The sequence below is a fragment of the Nocardia sp. NPDC057668 genome, from assembly GCF_042799795.1.
Taxonomy (GTDB): Bacteria; Actinomycetota; Actinomycetes; order Mycobacteriales; family Mycobacteriaceae; genus Nocardia.
On sequence record NZ_JBHVIC010000004.1, the window covers coordinates 538,168 to 554,683 of the forward strand.

Below are 16,516 nucleotides of genomic sequence, written 5' to 3' on the forward strand. Positions count from 1 at the left end.
GTACAAGCTATGCCGAGTACCGCGATAACCGAGGCGTGGAACGGTCCCGGCCGCCGCGACGGCGACCTGACCACGGTTGCCCCGCACGACAACGGCCTGCACCCGTCACCGAGCCGGGCGGCCTTCGAACACTGGTATTTCGACGCCCTGCTGGACAGCGGCCACGTGGTGGTCGGGTTCCTGATCAAGCGCCGCCCCGAGGATCTGCCGTGGGCCAAGCCGTGGGTGGAGTTGATCGTCTACAACCCCGACGGCGAGCGCAGGCAGGCCGCTCGACGCTATCCCGTTGCGGAGACGAGCTTTTCGGCGGACGGCTGCGACGTGCGGATAGGGGAGAACACCGCCCGGTCGGAGTTCACACCCGGGGAGCTCCCGAAACACCATGTGCGCCTTGCCGAGGACGGGCTGGTCTTCGACCTGACCTTCGAGAACGAAACTCCCGCGTGGATGCCCGGTAAGGGCGAGACCAGCTTCGGTGCGGGGGAGATCTTCGGCTGGGTGGTCGGAGCCCCGCGGGCTCGCGTCCACGGCACGGTGGAGATCGACGGGACGAAGCTCGAGGTCACCGGACGCGGCTACGCCGACCACAATTGGGGCGTCGGCGACATGAAGCGCGTCATCGACCGCTGGCACTGGGGGCGGCTGTACACCGACGAGTACTCGCTGCTGTTCGCCAATGTGCTGACCCAGCCTCGGCGCGGAGGACACGCGATCGCCCCGCTGATGCTGGCTCGCGGTGACCAGGTGCTGCTGTCGACGGGGGAGACCGTGCTGACCGAAGGACCCACCCGCTTCGACGCGACCGCCGGCCGGGAGTACCCGGAGTGGGTCCACCTGGAAGTGCCGGGCCAACTCGAACTACGGCTGACCGTGAACACGGTGATCCACGCCCACGACCTGCTCGACGACGTTCCGTTCATCCGGGCCAAGCCGCTCCGCCCGCTGCTGCACAGGGCGATCGGCCACCCGGCCTACTTCAGGTTCCAGTCCGCCTTCGAGCTGTCGATCCACCACGAGGACACCGTGGAACGCCACTCCGGAACGACGCTGCACGAACTCGTCGCGCTGCGCTGACATCGGTATCGAATCCGGCCGGGTACCGCCACCCGTTGACCGGAGCGGGTGCGGCGAGCGGTCCGGATTCCAGTTACCGGGTGCGCACCGATCAGGGGTTCCAATAGCAACGGCGCAGAACAACGAAGTTCGTATAGCTGCTGGGTCAGGCAGGGTCGCGCAAGTCTTGATGCGAGACTGGCAATTCGTGCGTGGCTGCTGGCAAAGTTGTGATCGGCAGCTGGGAGATGCGGGTTCGTGCCGATGACAAGGTGTCGTATCCGCGACACCTTGTTCTGATCACAACTCCGTTTGCGTCCCGGCTTCACTGGGGTCAGTGCGTGCAACAGGTACCGCGGCTCGTGAGCTGGCGAGGTCGATCTCCCTGAGTCGCGGTTAGGTGCGATTCATATCAGCAGTTTCAAGGATTCGCGGAACCCGCTCGTCCGACAGGCAATTGTGCTGAATTCACTCAGCTTTGCCAGGCAGACCGAACCTGACCGACCCCGGTCCTAAACTATCCCATAGTCTTTCAGACCGGCGCAGGAATTCGTCATGGAGTCCGTAAATTGACGCATACATATTACCGATCAGCTCGCGGGCGACGTCTCGAGGTATCTCACCGCAGATAAGCTGATGGTATACGGTCGAATACGCGTCGTAATTGGGTATGATAATTTCCGGCCCACCGTTGATCAGCGTCCGAGCGCGCGAGGCCATCCGCTCGATTTCCGCGTCCCCTTCGTCTCTGATCGCTTCCAGCTTGTCTTGCGCGGCCCATTCCTCGCGCGTTTTACCTTCGAATGGAATATACTCTGGGGAATACGTGTCTTGGTGAGCGTGGCCCACTTCGTGAGCGAGCACTGATACCGCGCCAAGCGTATCTCCCTTAAATCGGCCGTCAATAGTAATTCCACCTCCAGGCAAAGTGGAACTGCCGCTACCTGCGTCCCCGTATCTTATTGTCCGACCATATCTCTCCAAGTCTGAAATCCTTCGCGCCAGCACAGGATCGTATTTTCTCACGAATTCTTTCACTGCAAGCCACTCTTGAGTCATCGCATTGGCGGCGACGCTCGGTGCCAGTACTCTGGATTCGTCCGTTATGTCGACTGAGTTTGCGTCCCGATCTCCTGAACCTCGACTACGACTCACTGCAAGCCCGGCCAAATAGTCTTCGCGCGAGAAGCCACCTGTGATCTCGTCCAGATATCTACTGACTTTTCGATTGTTAGCGGAGAGGGTATGTCCTATTGAGCCGGGCGCAGGACCAAGCAATATTTTCAAGCGTTCACAGATCTTGTCCATGACTATCACCAAAATGTTCGTCAATTGACCTGAATCGATCCTTACACTCGGCCCAGCCTGAAACACGATACGCGTTGCTACGAAGACGGATAGTTCCCGCTCCAGGGTCTGATCTCACCGCCGAAAGAATCCAGCGCACTGACTACTCGCAAACTTCTCCAATGGCGCGACACTACGTTACCATCGCCTGGACTATAACGCAGAAGGGACAGAAGCTCGGAACACCTCACTCACAATACTACGGTCGGACCAGCCGTATGATCGAAAGGTTAAGGTCAGAGGTTCAGGATATCGATCGCAATGCTACCCCTAGGTGACGAGAGCGACCTCGATCTGAGTCTGTTCCTCATCGGAGAGATGACAAGTTCGTTGACCATTGCCGGGCTGTCCGTTCTCAACAGTTATGCAAAGTCTGTTGGTACACTACGACGTCTCAGTCTGGCATCCCGCTCGCCCGCATGGCCACTATGATTCCCGCTGATGGGAACTGGATCTGGGACGCATCGGCCGTTTCCACCGCGGCGTGCTGCTCGTCAAATCCCCGGGCATCGCCGCCCAGGCTCATCCAGCACCGTTTTTCAGGACCAGCGCCCGTCGCCCGACGCCGCCGGGGGCCGGCAAGCCTCGCCGCCCGTGACGCAATGTCGGTAATCACCGGCGCCATGGCACGAGAATTCGAGGTCAAGTAGGCGAACCGGCGGCCGGTGCGATTCTTGGCGGGCGTACTCGTGTGCTTCGATCTCGCACCGTTTCATTCGAACTTCGCGCGGATCACTAGCAAGCACCAGTCCCAATATCTCTGAGAGAGAGTGCCCGTTTCACAAGGTTGATTGGCCCACGTTCGCTACGATGCTATGACCTGTCGACCGGTGGGGGACGGGTGAGAAGCATTGCCGGGGAGTATGTTCCGAGCACGGAGGCAGTGCTGACGCATCAGCATCGATGAAAGGCGCCGCAACTGCTCGAGAACCCCGTCGGGCACAAGCGCTCGACCCGCCTATCGCCGGCGTCTGCGCACGCGGTGCCGAACACTTCGATCGAAGTGCGGTCGACACCGGGCGTGGCGCCCCTCGAAGCGTTCGAGCAATGGGAGGACGCGCTCTCGCGTACGTATGTTCCCTTCGCCATCAGCCGTCCGCAGCCCACGCCGTTCCGCGGTCGGATCAGGTTCGCAACCTACGACTCGGTGCGGGTGTCCACGGTCGAAGCCGATGAGCACGATGTTCACCGAACCGCCCGTGGCACAGAGGATCCGACGACACCGGTGCTGTGGGCAACGTTCTCCCTGAACGCCCGGGGAAGTCTCCGGCACGCGGGCAGGACCGCCGAGTACGCACCCGGTGGATTGCTGTTCTACGACAGCGCCCGCCCGATGCACGCGCGCTTCGAAGGTGCATGGGGGCTGTGCGTGGTGCAGATGCCACTCGATGATGTCCTCGACCGAACCGGATTGCCCCTGGGCAGGCTTCCGACCGGTGTCCGGATCCCCGCGGTGGGAGCGGTCGGCATCGCGGAGACCTTCTTCCGCGGACTGCTGGACTTGGAAGACGCCGACCCACTGGCGGCCGGCGTCCTGGGGGAACACGCGAGCGACCTGATGTCGTCCCTGGTCCTGCTGTCGACCGACCGCCCGGTCGTCGGCCAGCCGGCCAAGGCGATGATGCGCGAGCAGGTCCTGACGTTCGTGAAGCGCCACTACGCCGATCCGAATCTGAATGCCGACCAGATCGCCCAGGCGTGCGCGATGTCACGCAGCACTCTCTTCCGCCTGTTCGAGGGCGACGGTCAAGGCGTGGCGGACCTAATCCGCCGCCGCAGGATCTCTCACGCGAAGGTCCTACTACGCCTACCTCCCACGCGGTCGATGGCCGCGGTCGCTTCGGCATCAGGGTTCACCTCCGAACGCACTTTCCATCGAAGCTTCCAGAAGGAAGCCGGCATGACTCCGGGTGAGTACAGGACACTGCACGGTTGAAATACTTACAGCAGCCGCAAGCGTCACGGAATACTCTGTTACCCAGGCTGACTGTCACAGTGAAGCAGGTCGGCAAGAAAAAGTAGGCCAACGCAAACTATAAAGCCGGGCAAATTGGCCAGATCCAGGTCGTCCATATCGAGCGCGCGCACCTGTGCCACGCCTGGACCGACATCGAGGCGGTTCAAACTCTAGTGGTCCACATACTCCCGCAGCCTTGAGCAGGCCCACTTGATCGCGATAACCGAGCTGCTCCTAGGTGCCGTGGTCGACGTGGACCACAGTACGCTTCGCTCAACTCTCCGAACCGGAGATAGGTATGGAAGTATCGGACGCCGACCCGAGTGGAATCGATCATTGCACCGGCTAGGCCGCGAGCAGCCGCGTCGGAGCGACACTGCGCGAGCGCCGCATCGCGTGCAGCTCGTGAGCACGGCGCATATTGCCGCAGCGGGCAGTTAGGCGCTTGCGATTGTCAGCGAGTGGCTGGTAGGCGGTTGCTCGCACGCTCGACACGCGACCCGACGGTCAAGAGCAGGATCCGCGGCGACGCGCCCATGTCAGGCGCGTCGGGCGTACGCCTGGAAGCCGTCGCAGAGCGCGGTCAGACCCGTGTGGAGCAGGTGCTCGGGCTCGAGCAGATTGCCGGCACCCGTGCCGTGCAGCTCGGCCAGCGCCGGTGGGGTCGGCCAGCGCGGTGCACCCGCGAGCAGAGCGCCGAGGCCCGAACAGTCCGCCGGCTCAACGTCACGGTGCACCAGTAGCCGGGCGCTGACCTGCTGCAGCGCCACGCCTGCGGTGAAGCTCCAGACCGACAGCGACATCCGGGTGCCCTCCCTGGCATCAACCCCGAGATCTCCTGTGAAGCCCTCGACCAGCCAACTCAGTACGATCAGACTGTGTTCGCCAAAGTTGTAGCGCGGCATCGCGAACGTGAACAACACCCACGGATGTTTCTGGTACAGGTACCAATCCACCTCGGCGGCAATCTGGACCCGATCGCGCCAGGTCCAGGACTGGCTCTCAGGGGAGGGGTAGGGATTGCGGCGCGAGACCTCATCGGTCATGGCAGCCAGCAGCGCGTCCTTGTTAGGCACGTGCCGGTACAGCGACATGGCCCCGGCACCCATTCGTTCGGCGATGCGCCGCATCGAGATTCCGTCGATCCCGGATTCGTCAGCCACTGCGATGGCCGCATCGACTATGGCGGCACGGGTGAGCTTGGCCTCGGTCATCGGACGAGTGCTTTCTTCTCTTGGGTGGCTGCGTGTTCTCTGCACTCCGGCTCGCGTGCGATATGTCGTCGCCGAGCGCGAGACTCTCGTTGCCGTGAGTTATTCGCCGAGATGTTGCTTCCCGGTCCGCAAGAACTCGGTTCCGTCATGCACCGTCGTCCCACGACCATAGGATGCCTGACCACGCGATCTTGGCGGACCTAATCGAGAAAGTCGGCCGAAAGCTGGATCGAGAGAAGTCTTCAGCGGTCCCACAACCGATTACGCTACCGTCAACTTCGACGCGGGCGGTACCACCAAATATGGGAACTCGTGGGCGGCGGACGTTGGTTAGCATCCGTTGCCATGACGAGCACCGCGAGAATCTTTACGTCTCTCGATATTCAGGCGTGCCTACACGACCGAGAACGAGTTGATCTATTCAGCCGGGCAATTGCCGAGGTCGTCCGCCCTGGCGATGTGGTCGTCGATGCGGGCAGCGGCACCGGACTGCTCGGAATGCTGGCCGTGCGCGCTGGCGCTCGACGGGCCTACTGCATCGAGATCAACGAAGAGTACTTGGATGTCATCGCGGGCCATGCCCTTCTCAACGGTATGAGCGATCAAATCGTCGTCGTCGCTGGCGACGCGGCTGCCATCGATCTTCCTGAGTCAGTGGATGTGCTGATCAGCGAAGTAATCAGTGCCGGATTCTTCTACGAGCCACAGCTCCAGATATTGGCTAATCTTCAACGATTTTTGAAGCCGAACAGCACTGTGATCCCGACACGGATGGTCAATGGCATCGAACTCGTTGCTGCGCAGGAGAAGCTTTACGGCTTGAACTTCGGGTTTGGTACACGATATCATGCACTACCCGGTGATCGGACGCTGTCGACTCAAGCATTATATTCCGATGTCGACTTCCGTGACAACATCACTACGTCCATTACGGCAGGAGGTTCACTTACGGGAACAGGAGACGGGATCGCCAACGCCGTACGAATTCCGTACCAGTTGTATCTGACACCGTCTCTTCTGAGAAAAGAGCCAACCGAGTTCCTCCTGAATCCGCAAGTAGTATTTCTAGCCGAGCCGATCGAAGTGAAGGCCGGCTGCTGCTATGAATTTCACCTGCGGTATGAGGCGGGAGCGTCACCAATGACTCTCGAGGTAGATCTGGCATTAACAGTATCGTGAGGTAAAAGTGGTCTATATGTCCACACAAGATGTGGGCCCGGTCCCTGCATAGATACCTCAGGCCAGCAGAGCGCCGTCCTTGAGTCAGTTCCTACGCACCCGGCGCGGCGGCAAAACATGCAATGCGTGCGGCACCGGGCAGCTTTGATGAAGCGAGTGTGGTATCTCTTTTCCGTATTATCGATTCTTACGCCCAACGACTACCGCCATGCCTTCGTAGCCTTTGCGTATCAGCACAGGACCGTCACGACCGATCCGCCGATAGTGACAGAGCCCATACTTGTCATAGTTCTCTTGAATTTGCTCCATCGACAAGCTAATCGCGGGAAAGAATGTTCGTTCGCCCGCGAAATAGCCGCGCGACCCGAGCATGTGGGCAACTATAAACAAGCCATTCGCTTTCACTGAGCCCATCAGAGATGCGACGGAATCTTCGAACTCGCTCTCGTCGTCCGTAATCGATTCGCTGACGAAGAACGATAGCACGGTGTCGTATCGATTCGGCTGAAGTTCATAGATGCTCCCACGTCTCACCGACGACAGAAATTTTACCTTTTGCAGGTCTGCAGGGACCCCTAGAGACCGAATATGTTCCTCGAAGAGCCTCCATTTAGCCTGTTGCTCGTCGTCATGGCTATCGAGTATCCGCCGTAGATATTCGAGATTTGGTGCAGCGACATCGATCAGTTCCAGACGGCCATCGTTGGCGATGAACGGGCTCACCATGAGCGCCGGATATAAATTCGGTCCGGATCCAACATCAGCTACTGATTGCATGCTACCGGGCTTGATGTTCATTTCTTGCAGCGTGTTGATGACGAAATCTATGATTTCGCGATCCTCGGAAAGGATTTTGCGACCGTAGTTACGTTCGACGTATTCCTCAGCGTCAAACTCGTCCCAGTCACTTTTAACATCCGGTAGATGAGAGAAGTATATGTGGTCGATGCGGTCAATCAACCAGGCATATGGGGTGGCGCGGATAATGTCCAAAGCCTGCCGTTCGGGCGTGATGAATCGATCAGGCAGGATGGTCAGCAGCCGAGGTGTGTAGAGTTTGTCCGCGGTGCCGTGAACACACGATATCGCGGGTCGGCCGAAGACACCCAGTCTAAGCATATACCAGGTGGCAATCAAAAGTGAGCACGGATATTTTCCGCGTGTCCGCCGGTAGGCAATGATGCCGCGTTCGAGCCTTCGGTTGCCAATAAGTTTGACCAATTTCGAGCACAGCTTAACCAGCTCCGATTCGAGAACCACGACATCAGGTCGGGCTTGGTTTAGATCGAGCTGCTGAAGGAATTCGGCCATATCGAATTCCTCGATGGGGACGTCCGTGCTGTAGTCATCAACAAGCACTATCTTTACGGCGTCGCTACCGATCGACCCTCTATGAAGCTCTGCAATGCCACGTAAGTGTTGCAATGAAAAGCTCTCATCGGTATAGATATGCGCGTATTCCACTCCCAGGCATCCGGCCGCTGAAAGGGTTCGAACTTTTTCCTGTTCGCGGGGTTCCATATCACCAATCTCTGACGGAGCGCTCGGCCAATTGACGAAATTGCCAAGGCAACTCGTGGACGACTACTGAACCGGCCGCCAGATAGGTTAAGTGCGAATCGCTCCGGGGGCAATGCCGCTATTCCCACTACTGAGGGTCTACGCCGTTGGCGAGCACAGCGCCGACGGCCGCCACGACTACAGCAGGCACTCGTTGCGGCGCGCACAAGCTTGCGCACTGTTCCCAACCACGAAGCCAGGCATCGAGACTGGCTATAGTCCAAAAGAATTTGACCCATTTTCGAGAGAGGTCTCTGGGGTTTAGTGACAAGCGCAACCGGAAGCCGGGCCCCTGAGCACGGGATACATCAATGGATCTGAGTACGCGTCGTCCCACTGTGTATATCGATAGGCGCGGCCAGCCTGGGGGAGCGCGATGAGCTTGCTCGCCTGGGACAACTATCGGCGTGTGTTCGCTCCTGCGGGCGCTCGAGCGCTGGTGGCTGCTGGCGTGATGGCGCGAGCAAGCCTCTCAACTGTGGGTTTGGGGATCCTGCAGTTGATTTCAGAGACCCGCGGCGGTTATGCCTTCGCCGGCTTCGCATGTGGTGTGTACATGGTGTGTGCCGCGTTGGGTGGTTTATTTTGGGGCAGAATCGCCGATTTTCGCGGACAACGGTGGGTTTTGCACCGCACTGCGACGGTCCTGGCAGTAGGTTCCTTCGGAATCCTGTTGTTCACCTCGACGGACTCATCGGGCTTGGACCTCATCACGGCGGCTGCCATCACCGGTGCGGGCATCCCCCCGGCTGGTGCCATGGTTCGGGCACGATGGACCATTTTGCACGCAAAGACACCTTCGCTGGGAGTCGCCTATTCGTTGGAAGCCTCACTCGAAGAGGTCCTGTTCACGTCCGGGCCTCCAGCCATGGGTTTTCTCAACCTGATCAATCCCTACGTTGGACTTCCGATCGTGATCACGATAAACCTGATCGGCATGCTCTGGCTGGCAGCGCAACCGGGCACCGAACCACCCATCGATCTCTTGGCCCCTCGTCAGCAGAACGTAATTATACTGGTGCGGGGCATGCCGATACTGTTTGTGGCCTCATTCGGATTCGGCGGAATGTTGGGTGCCCTCGACGTTGCCGTCCTGGCGTTCGCAGCAATGGAAGGGCATGAGCAGATCGGCTTGCTTGCGTTGGCGCTCTGGGCAGCGACCAGCGCGATCGGCGGTATGGTCTATGGCGCGATGCGCGATACGGGCGCCAACTATCGCCGTTTCGTTGTCGCAGTGACGATTGTGTGGGTTGCGTTGCTCCCGCTGACGGTTGTCCGAGACCTGACCCAATTGACCGTTCTCTTGGCTATCGGCGGGACCTTCATGGCACCCGCCATGGCAATTCTCACCGGACTAGCCGAGCAGATTAGCCACAGAAGGTCGATCACGCTGGTTCTGGCCTGGATCTCTACCAGCGCCGGCTTGGGTGTAGCTGCGGGAACAATGATCCAAGGTTGGGCACAAGGCTGGGTAGGCGAGCGGCCGATGTTCCTCGTATCTCTCGCATTCGCCTCCCTATCTGTGACGGTTGCATGGAGGGGAGCTTCGTCCCTACAACCACCCAGCCCCCCACGCGCGATAAGTACCACGCCCTGGTTCGACAACGGGACGAGTTGATCCAAGATCACACCACCGCCGGTCACATCGGGGTTGCTTGCCGACTCCGGGTTAGTACCGGGCGATGCACGGTTGACATATTCTGTCGTGCGCAGGAACGGATTGCTCTCTTGCACAGAGCAAATCGTCACAGTGACGTATTCGGTCAAGGTTCCCGAGCGAGGGCAATGACCTACATCGGCGCACAGCGGTGAGTGTCGGCAGAGCGGCCCGAACCGACAGCAAGTCCCAAGCCGACCCTCAACCCGTCAGCCACCGGAATCCTCGGTTGCGACCGCGAAAGAAGTTGCCACCCAACGCCATACAAGTGCCGATAATCTATCTTATGTCAATCTGTACGAATCCTCGCCACCCGGCCTCGTGCACATGAACACCCCGCATACCTTCCCTGCCGTGTATCGACACAAGAGGTGGGTTTCTCTTATCAAAAAGTGTTCTAACACAGCAGGACCGAGATCGCATATAGACCTCGGCGCGACAGGTACCGAGCGCGCTCAGCCGACCTGAGTCCAGTCGGTGAGCACACCCGTCAGTGGTGGTGGGACTGGCCGGTCGCACCACCGACGACAAAGTAGAGTCCTGCCACCGGCGTCGCCTCGGCAACGGTTGTGCTCGCCCGGCAAGGATACCGAAATATAGGAGGACCTGATCAAGCTCGTTACCTCGATTGAGGACGGGGGGATCGTCCACCAAGCTCGGGACATTTCCGGCAGAATCTGTCATAGGGTCGCGGGGCCATTACCGCTGTTCCGTTCTTCGGCGTCCTCGTTACCGGCGAACACCGCCATCAACTGCCAGACCCGTGCGGCTCGGATCTCGAAGAGGTCGAGGGCGCTGTCGTCGTCTTGGAAGGTTGACGGCTCGGCAATAGGGGCAGCAAAATTTTGATGGACGGGTTTCGTAGTGGTTCGCTCGTCGCCGAAATGCTGCAGGCGGCCAAACGCATTGCTGAGGCGATTGTTCAGAAGGCGATCCCACAGATCATCAAAACGCATGCTGAATTTCCGCGCGAGGTACGGAAAATTCTGGAACAAGTCGAGCAGGTGGATGGGCGGCTCGTACATGACATTGGCTCTATGTTCGGCGCCGGTTCGCGGGGGCCGGATGCAGTAGTCAGCAATGACCCGTTCTACGCGAGGCGGAAGTCCCTGTTCTTCGACGAGGATCCGGTACAGCGGGCTGCTGCGCGGGCAAGGTGGCGGGACGAGCTCGTGGCGCTGGTGTCTCAAGGACGCCATGAGCAGGCAGATCGTGAATTCGGGCGCGTGTTGGGCCTGCCGGAATACAGGTTTCATGGCGTTCCGAAGGATGATCGGCCGCAGGAGCAGTTCGCTGCGGATGGGTTGGTATCGAAGGTTGCAGGGCGTTTTGGTGGGCGAGAAGAGGTGTACCCGCCGGAGCCTTCGGAGCTGAGGTATCTGACCTGGGCCAAGGGGGCGTTGAACCTGGGTCCCGGTGATGTCGTTGTGGATGTCGGTTCCGGCACCGGCAAGGCCATCGACTTCTTCGGGATGTTCACCGATGCGAAGAGGGTGTACGGGATCGAGATCGAACCCGATTTTGCGGCGTTCGCCAATAGGCACGCGGCAGAGCTGGGGTTGCATCATGTCCGGACCCTGAACACGGATATCCTCACGGGTTGTCTCCCCGACGACGTCACGGCTGTCTATTTCTTTGAACCGTTCGGTTCGACCGAGGGCAATGATGCGGTGGGGACGTTTGCGAACAATCTGGTGGAAGTCGGCGAGCATAGGCCATTGAAGGTCGCTGTGAAGAGTGCGAACCTGGCGGAGCGTTTGCAGGAAAGTGGTGTCTTTTCTTTGCGTGATGAGATGTCATTCCCGTATGTCATCAACGGCGAGGTCAAGGCATCGTCCTGGAAGTTGTTCACCAGTGACCTGGCTGCCGGGCCGTGATGGTGGGAGCAGTCGGGTTTGCCATACAGAGATCGTCACGCGTCGATAGGGAGCCGGGAGCCGCGCAGGTGCGGGCGAGTGCGTCGACAGTTCGACCGGCCTCACTCGTCGGAATCTTCCCACGTGTCATCGGGTAACCGGTTGGAGGTTTCGGAAGGTCAGGGCGACGACGAAGGTCAGGGTCGCGATCGCGGCCGCGGCCGCGAAGGCGGTGGTCATCCCGCCCACCAGGGCGTGCTGTGCCGTGCCGCCGGCGGCGCGGGACGCGGTGCCGAAGATCGTGACCAGGATGGCCAGGCCCAGGGCCGCGCCGGTTTGTTGCAGGGTTTGTAGAGCGCCGCCGGCCGCGCCTGCCTCGTGGGGTTCGACATTCGACATGATGATGACGTTCAGGGGTGAAACCGCCAGGCCGAGGCCGAAACCCAGCAGAATCATCGCGACGAACAGCAGCGGGAAGTAGCCGCTGTCGGCGGTCAGTTGGGTGAGCAGGGCCAGGCCTGCGACCATCGACGCGCTGCCGGTCATGGCGAGGGGCTTCGGGCCGAAGCGCGGCAGCAGGCGTGGGATCGTGCGGATCATGGCGAACATCAGGACCGCCGTCGGCAGGAACGCGAAACCGGTTGCCAGGGAGCTCAATCCGAGCACGTCCTGCAGGAACTGGGTGAGGAAGAAGAACATCGACATGCCTGCCATGGGCGCGAGGAACATGCTGGCGTAGGCGGCGGCACGATTGCGGTCGGCGAACAGGCGCAGGGGCAACAGGGGCTGGGCCGCACGGGACTCGATCAGCAGGAAGGCGGCGATCAGGATGGCGCCTACGGCCAGGGAGATGTCGGTGGTCGCGTTGCCCCAGCCGTGCGATGCGGCACTGATGAACCCGTAGACCAGGGCGGTCACACCGGTGGTGGCGGTGATCGCGCCGGGCAGGTCCAGGTGTGCCTGCTGGCGGTCGACTCTGGGCAGGTAGCGCAGCGCGAGCACCATGACCGCCAGGCCGAACGGCACATTGATGAACAGCACCGACCGCCAGCTCAGCCATTCGGTGAGCAGGCCGCCGACGATCAGGCCGATGGCGAAACCGGCGCTGGACATGCCGGAGAACAACGCCAGCACGCGAATTCGAGCCTTGGGTTCGCGGAAGGTGGTGGTCAGGAGCGCGAGCGTATTCGGCGCCGCCATGGCCGCGCCGACACCCTGGGCAACCCGCGCGATGAGCAGCCATGCCGCCGAGGGCGCGAAACCGCCCGCGAGCGAGGCCAGGGTGAACAGGGTCGCGCCCGCGAGGAAGAGCGTGCGGCGACCGAACAGGTCCCCGGCGCGCCCGCCCAGCAGCAGCAATCCGCCGAAGGCCAGGGTGTACGCGTTCATCACCCAGGACAGGCTGGTCGGGCTGAAATCCAGATCGGCTTGAATGCGCGGCAGCGCCACATTCATCACCGTGATGTCCAGGACGATCATCAATTGGCAGGTCAGCAGGACGGCCAGCACGATGCCGGACCGGGATCCCCGATTTTCGGGGACAACGACCTGGCTCCCGGAGGCAGCGCCGTTCGAAGAAAGTGTGGTCGACAAGGGAAGCTCCATCGAATGGGAATCAAACGGAGGTATCCTCCGCTTACGATAGAGCTATCATATGGAGGGCTCCTCCATTTACGCAAGCCTATCCGGAGGGTCCATCCGTTTTCTAGTGGAGGGTTCGTGGGAGCACCGCCGACGGAGAAGCCGATGCGCGCGGACGCGCGCCGCAACTACGAGCGGATCGTGACGGCCGCTCAGCAGGCATTCGCCGAACAGGGCCCGGACGCGCCACTGGAGGAGATCGCGCGCCGGGCGGGCGTCGGCATCGGCACCCTCTACCGCCACTTCCCCAATCGCGAGACCCTGATCGAAGCCGTCTACCGTTCCAGCATCGAGCAGTTGAGCCAGCGCGCTCATGAGCTGCTCGAAGAACACTCCCCCGCTACAGCTTTCGAGTACTGGTTGCGCGAACAGGTGCAATGGGTGATGGACAACCGCGTCCTGGCCACCACCCTCAAAGCCGGCATGGATCACAACACCCCGACCTTCCAGCTGTGCCGCACCGCGATCGTCGGCGCGGCCGCCACCCTGCTGCAGGCAGCCCAGGACGCGGGCGCGATCCGCACCGACATCGAGCCTCGCGACCTGCTCCGATTCGGGCACGGAATTGGAGTCGCCTGCGAGACCACTCCCGACGCGGCCGAACGCCTCATCGCGGTGACACTCGACGGGCTGCGCACCGCACCCGCCGCCGACGGGCACTGATCGGGCGACTCGCCCGGCCGACCTCGAGCGGCGGACCTCCCTGGTCTGGGGCCGAGAAGGTGATGGGATCGGTCCGGGTATAGCTCGGTACCGGAGTTCAGGTGTATGACATCAGCGAGATTAAATTCATAAATGCGCATAGTTCTATTTTTTGATCTAAACAAGACGCCGAAAGACAGCTCATCGCTTCGAGTCCGAGCCGCGCAGTGGATCGGCGGCGTTGGCGACCGACAGAGGCGGCCTGACGACCGAAAGTGGCAGTCGAGATACGTATTCCGTTGCCGGGGAACGCTATTGCGACGTTGGATCGATTGCCGGTCTCCGCAGAGCGGTGAGCCGGTGGAACGCCCGCGCCGCCGCGGACCGATAGGCGCCTGACCTCTGGAGCAGGACCGCGGTGCGGGTGGGCAGGGGCGGGTCGAGCGGGACCGCCGTCAGGTCGGGGTGTTCGCGGGTGATCGCGTCGGGCAGCACCGTGGCCAGGGTTGTGCGGGTGACTATCTCGATCACCGCCTGAATCGAGTTGGCTTCCACCGAGATCGACGGGGTCACCGCGTGTTCGCGAAGGTAGGTGTCGATGTGTGCGCGGGTCGCGAAGTCCGCGTTGAGCAGGGCCAGATCGAAGCCGGACAGGGCCGCCACCGGGACCGATGCGGGGGTGTTCGAAGTGCGTGACAGGACCAGGTTCAGGGACTCGGCGAACAGCGGTTCGGCGTCGATCCCGGGCAGGTGGGTTCCGGCGAAGGCGATGCCGAGGTCGAGATCGTCTCCCAGCAGGGCGGATTCGATGGCGTCCTGGCTGGTTTCGCGGATGTCCACGCTGACGCCGGGATAGCGCTCGCACATCTCGGCCACGAGCGGGCCGAGCAGGTAGGCGGTGAAGCTCGGGGTCACCGCCACGCGGAGGTGACCGCGGGTGAGGTCTTCGACATCGCGGACCGCGCGCTCGGCGGCGTCCAGCTCGCTCAGCGCGGCGCGGGCGTGGCGTGCGTACAGCTCCCCCGCGTCGGTGAGGCGGACCGCGCGTCCGCTGCGGTCCAGCAGGGGCGTGCCGACCATGCGCTCGAGCTGGCGGATCTGTTGCGAGAGCGTGGGCTGGGACAGGTGCAGGTCGGTGGCCGCGCGGGTGAAGTTGCCGTGCTCGGCCACCGCGAGCAGGTAGCGGAGATGGCGGATTTCCGGGGCCATCGCGCAAGTATAGACAGCATCGATCGAGACGATCGATAGCAAGTCTTGGACTCTATAGACAGTGGTCATACACAGTTGTTGTATCGATCCGAGACAGCGAAGGAGAGGCCGTGAACAACCTCAGCGAGGGTGTCCAGCGCTTCCAGCACGAGATCTTTCCGGGCAAGGCCGAACTGTTCGAGCGATTGGCCGGCGCCCACCACCCGGGCGCGTTGTTCATCGGCTGCTCGGACGCGCGGGTGGTGCCCGAACTGATCACCTCCGCCGACGCCGGTGACCTGTTCGTCATCCGCACCGCGGGCAACCTCGTTCCCGCCTACTCCCCCACCGAGATCGGCGGGGTCACCGCGAGCATCGAGTACGCGGTGTCGGTGCTCGGGGTGAGCGACATCGTGGTCTGCGGGCACTCCGCGTGCGGCGCGATGACGGCCCTGGCCCAGGACCACGATCTGAGCGCGGTACCCGCGGTCGCCCGATGGCTGCGGCACGCCGACCCCGCGATGGCGCGGATGCGCTCGCACGGAGGTGCGCCGAGCGTGCCGGAGTTGGTGCGCCACAACGTCGCCGCGCAGCTGGCGAACCTGGCCACCCACCCCTCGGTCGCCGCCGCGCGGATCGAGCGGGACCTGACCCTGCACGGCTGGGTCTTCGACATCCCCACCGGCGCGATCGATCCGATCGCGGCCTGAAATCCCACCAGCACAAGGAGAAACACATCATGATTCACGCCCATCTGACCCCCGCCGCACGCGCCGCCGTCACCGAGGCCGCGGTCACGGCCAAGATCACCAAGAACCTGTCCTGGCAGCAGATCGCCGACGTCTCGGGCTTGTCGGTCGCGTACACCACCGCCGCGCTGCTGGGTCAGCATCCGCTACCCGAACAGGCCGCCGTCGCGGTGGCGGAGCTGCTCGAGCTGGACTCCGACGCCGCCGCGGCGTTGCAGGCCATTCCTGTGCGCGGCTCGATTCCCGGTGGCGTGCCGACCGATCCGACGATCTACCGCTTCTACGAGATGTTGCAGGTCTACGGCACCACGCTCAAGGCGCTGGTCCACGAACAGTTCGGTGACGGCATCATCAGCGCGATCAACTTCCGGCTCAGCGTGGACAAGGTCGCCGATCCGGACGGCGGGGAACGTGCGGTGATCACCCTCGACGGCAAGTACCTGCCGACGAAACCCTTCTGATCCGAACCAGGT

14 protein-coding genes are annotated in these 16,516 nt (G+C 61.7%); 8 read left to right on the plus strand and 6 right to left on the minus strand.

Translation table 11 applies throughout. The annotated features are described in order from the left end of the window. The first annotated feature begins 9 nt into the window (after nucleotides 1–9). Nucleotides 10–1,074, plus strand: coding sequence for a lipocalin-like domain-containing protein (locus tag ACFVBH_RS26580; RefSeq protein ID WP_379005531.1), 1,065 nt, complete (start codon nucleotides 10–12; stop codon nucleotides 1,072–1,074). Nucleotides 1,075–1,521: 447 nt separating this feature from the next. Here ACFVBH_RS26580 and ACFVBH_RS26585 read toward each other — a convergent pair whose 3' ends face one another. Next, complete coding sequence (locus ACFVBH_RS26585) at nucleotides 1,522–2,361, minus strand: hypothetical protein (protein ID WP_379005533.1); 840 nt, start codon at nucleotides 2,359–2,361, stop codon at nucleotides 1,522–1,524. A gap of 1,060 nt (nucleotides 2,362–3,421) precedes the next feature. Here ACFVBH_RS26585 and ACFVBH_RS26590 point away from each other — a divergent pair. After that, entirely contained in the window at nucleotides 3,422–4,336 is a 915-nt protein-coding gene (locus ACFVBH_RS26590) for a helix-turn-helix domain-containing protein (RefSeq protein ID WP_379005535.1), read from the plus strand. 560 nt (nucleotides 4,337–4,896) lie between these two features. On the opposite strand, the gene ACFVBH_RS26595 is transcribed toward ACFVBH_RS26590, so the two are convergent. Next, entirely contained in the window at nucleotides 4,897–5,571 is a 675-nt protein-coding gene (locus ACFVBH_RS26595) for a TetR/AcrR family transcriptional regulator (RefSeq protein WP_379005537.1), read from the minus strand. A gap of 345 nt (nucleotides 5,572–5,916) precedes the next feature. On the opposite strand from ACFVBH_RS26595, the gene ACFVBH_RS26600 reads away from it, so the two are divergent. Continuing rightward, a complete protein-coding gene (locus ACFVBH_RS26600; protein WP_379005539.1) occupies nucleotides 5,917–6,750 on the plus strand; it encodes a methyltransferase domain-containing protein in 834 nt (277 codons plus the stop codon). Nucleotides 6,751–6,927: 177 nt separating this feature from the next. On the opposite strand, the gene ACFVBH_RS26605 is transcribed toward ACFVBH_RS26600, so the two are convergent. Continuing rightward, on the minus strand, nucleotides 6,928–8,271 hold the full coding sequence (locus tag ACFVBH_RS26605; protein ID WP_379005541.1) for a hypothetical protein: 1,344 nt from the start codon (nucleotides 8,269–8,271) through the stop codon (nucleotides 6,928–6,930). Nucleotides 8,272–8,686: 415 nt separating this feature from the next. Here ACFVBH_RS26605 and ACFVBH_RS26610 point away from each other — a divergent pair, with 415 nt between their 5' ends. Then, nucleotides 8,687–9,928: a hypothetical protein gene (locus tag ACFVBH_RS26610; protein WP_354987910.1), complete on the plus strand. Its 1,242-nt coding sequence runs from the start codon at nucleotides 8,687–8,689 to the stop codon at nucleotides 9,926–9,928. 719 nt (nucleotides 9,929–10,647) lie between these two features. Here ACFVBH_RS26610 and ACFVBH_RS26615 read toward each other — a convergent pair. Further along, nucleotides 10,648–10,992, minus strand: a complete 345-nt coding sequence (locus ACFVBH_RS26615) for a hypothetical protein (protein WP_379005544.1) — start codon at nucleotides 10,990–10,992, stop codon at nucleotides 10,648–10,650. A gap of 12 nt (nucleotides 10,993–11,004) precedes the next feature. On the opposite strand from ACFVBH_RS26615, the gene ACFVBH_RS26620 reads away from it, so the two are divergent. Then, complete coding sequence (locus ACFVBH_RS26620) at nucleotides 11,005–11,844, plus strand: hypothetical protein (RefSeq protein WP_379005546.1); 840 nt, start codon at nucleotides 11,005–11,007, stop codon at nucleotides 11,842–11,844. Nucleotides 11,845–11,970: 126 nt separating this feature from the next. On the opposite strand, the gene ACFVBH_RS26625 is transcribed toward ACFVBH_RS26620, so the two are convergent. Next, on the minus strand, nucleotides 11,971–13,416 hold the full coding sequence (locus ACFVBH_RS26625) for an MFS transporter (protein WP_379005548.1): 1,446 nt from the start codon (nucleotides 13,414–13,416) through the stop codon (nucleotides 11,971–11,973). 126 nt (nucleotides 13,417–13,542) lie between these two features. Between ACFVBH_RS26625 and ACFVBH_RS26630 the strand changes: the two genes are divergently transcribed. Beyond that, a complete protein-coding gene (locus tag ACFVBH_RS26630) occupies nucleotides 13,543–14,127 on the plus strand; it encodes a TetR/AcrR family transcriptional regulator (RefSeq protein ID WP_379005550.1) in 585 nt (194 codons plus the stop codon). Nucleotides 14,128–14,418: 291 nt separating this feature from the next. Here the strand turns inward: ACFVBH_RS26630 and cynR are convergent, their stop codons facing one another. Next, on the minus strand, nucleotides 14,419–15,315 hold the full coding sequence (gene cynR, locus ACFVBH_RS26635; protein WP_379005552.1) for a transcriptional regulator CynR: 897 nt from the start codon (nucleotides 15,313–15,315) through the stop codon (nucleotides 14,419–14,421). A gap of 110 nt (nucleotides 15,316–15,425) precedes the next feature. On the opposite strand from cynR, the gene ACFVBH_RS26640 reads away from it, so the two are divergent. After that, entirely contained in the window at nucleotides 15,426–16,004 is a 579-nt protein-coding gene (locus ACFVBH_RS26640) for a carbonic anhydrase (RefSeq protein ID WP_379005554.1), read from the plus strand. 29 nt (nucleotides 16,005–16,033) lie between these two features. Then, nucleotides 16,034–16,504: a cyanase gene (gene cynS, locus ACFVBH_RS26645; RefSeq protein WP_354987917.1), complete on the plus strand. Its 471-nt coding sequence runs from the start codon at nucleotides 16,034–16,036 to the stop codon at nucleotides 16,502–16,504. Nucleotides 16,505–16,516 lie beyond the last annotated feature (12 nt).

Excerpts from the sequence above, each read along its gene's own strand:
- ACFVBH_RS26585 (WP_379005533.1), bottom strand. The coding sequence starts at position 2,361 with ATGGACAAGATCTGTGAACGCTTGAAAATATTGCTTGGTCCTGCGCCC.
- ACFVBH_RS26605 (WP_379005541.1), bottom strand. The coding sequence starts at position 8,271 with ATGGAACCCCGCGAACAGGAAAAAGTTCGAACCCTTTCAGCGGCCGGA.
- ACFVBH_RS26610 (WP_354987910.1), top strand. The coding sequence starts at position 8,687 with ATGAGCTTGCTCGCCTGGGACAACTATCGGCGTGTGTTCGCTCCTGCG.
- cynS (WP_354987917.1), top strand. The coding sequence starts at position 16,034 with ATGATTCACGCCCATCTGACCCCCGCCGCACGCGCCGCCGTCACCGAG.
- ACFVBH_RS26600 (WP_379005539.1), top strand. The coding sequence starts at position 5,917 with ATGACGAGCACCGCGAGAATCTTTACGTCTCTCGATATTCAGGCGTGC.
- ACFVBH_RS26595 (WP_379005537.1), bottom strand. The coding sequence starts at position 5,571 with ATGACCGAGGCCAAGCTCACCCGTGCCGCCATAGTCGATGCGGCCATC.
- cynR (WP_379005552.1), bottom strand. The coding sequence starts at position 15,315 with ATGGCCCCGGAAATCCGCCATCTCCGCTACCTGCTCGCGGTGGCCGAG.
- ACFVBH_RS26580 (WP_379005531.1), top strand. The coding sequence starts at position 10 with ATGCCGAGTACCGCGATAACCGAGGCGTGGAACGGTCCCGGCCGCCGC.
- ACFVBH_RS26615 (WP_379005544.1), bottom strand. The coding sequence starts at position 10,992 with ATGTACGAGCCGCCCATCCACCTGCTCGACTTGTTCCAGAATTTTCCG.
- ACFVBH_RS26620 (WP_379005546.1), top strand. The coding sequence starts at position 11,005 with ATGTTCGGCGCCGGTTCGCGGGGGCCGGATGCAGTAGTCAGCAATGAC.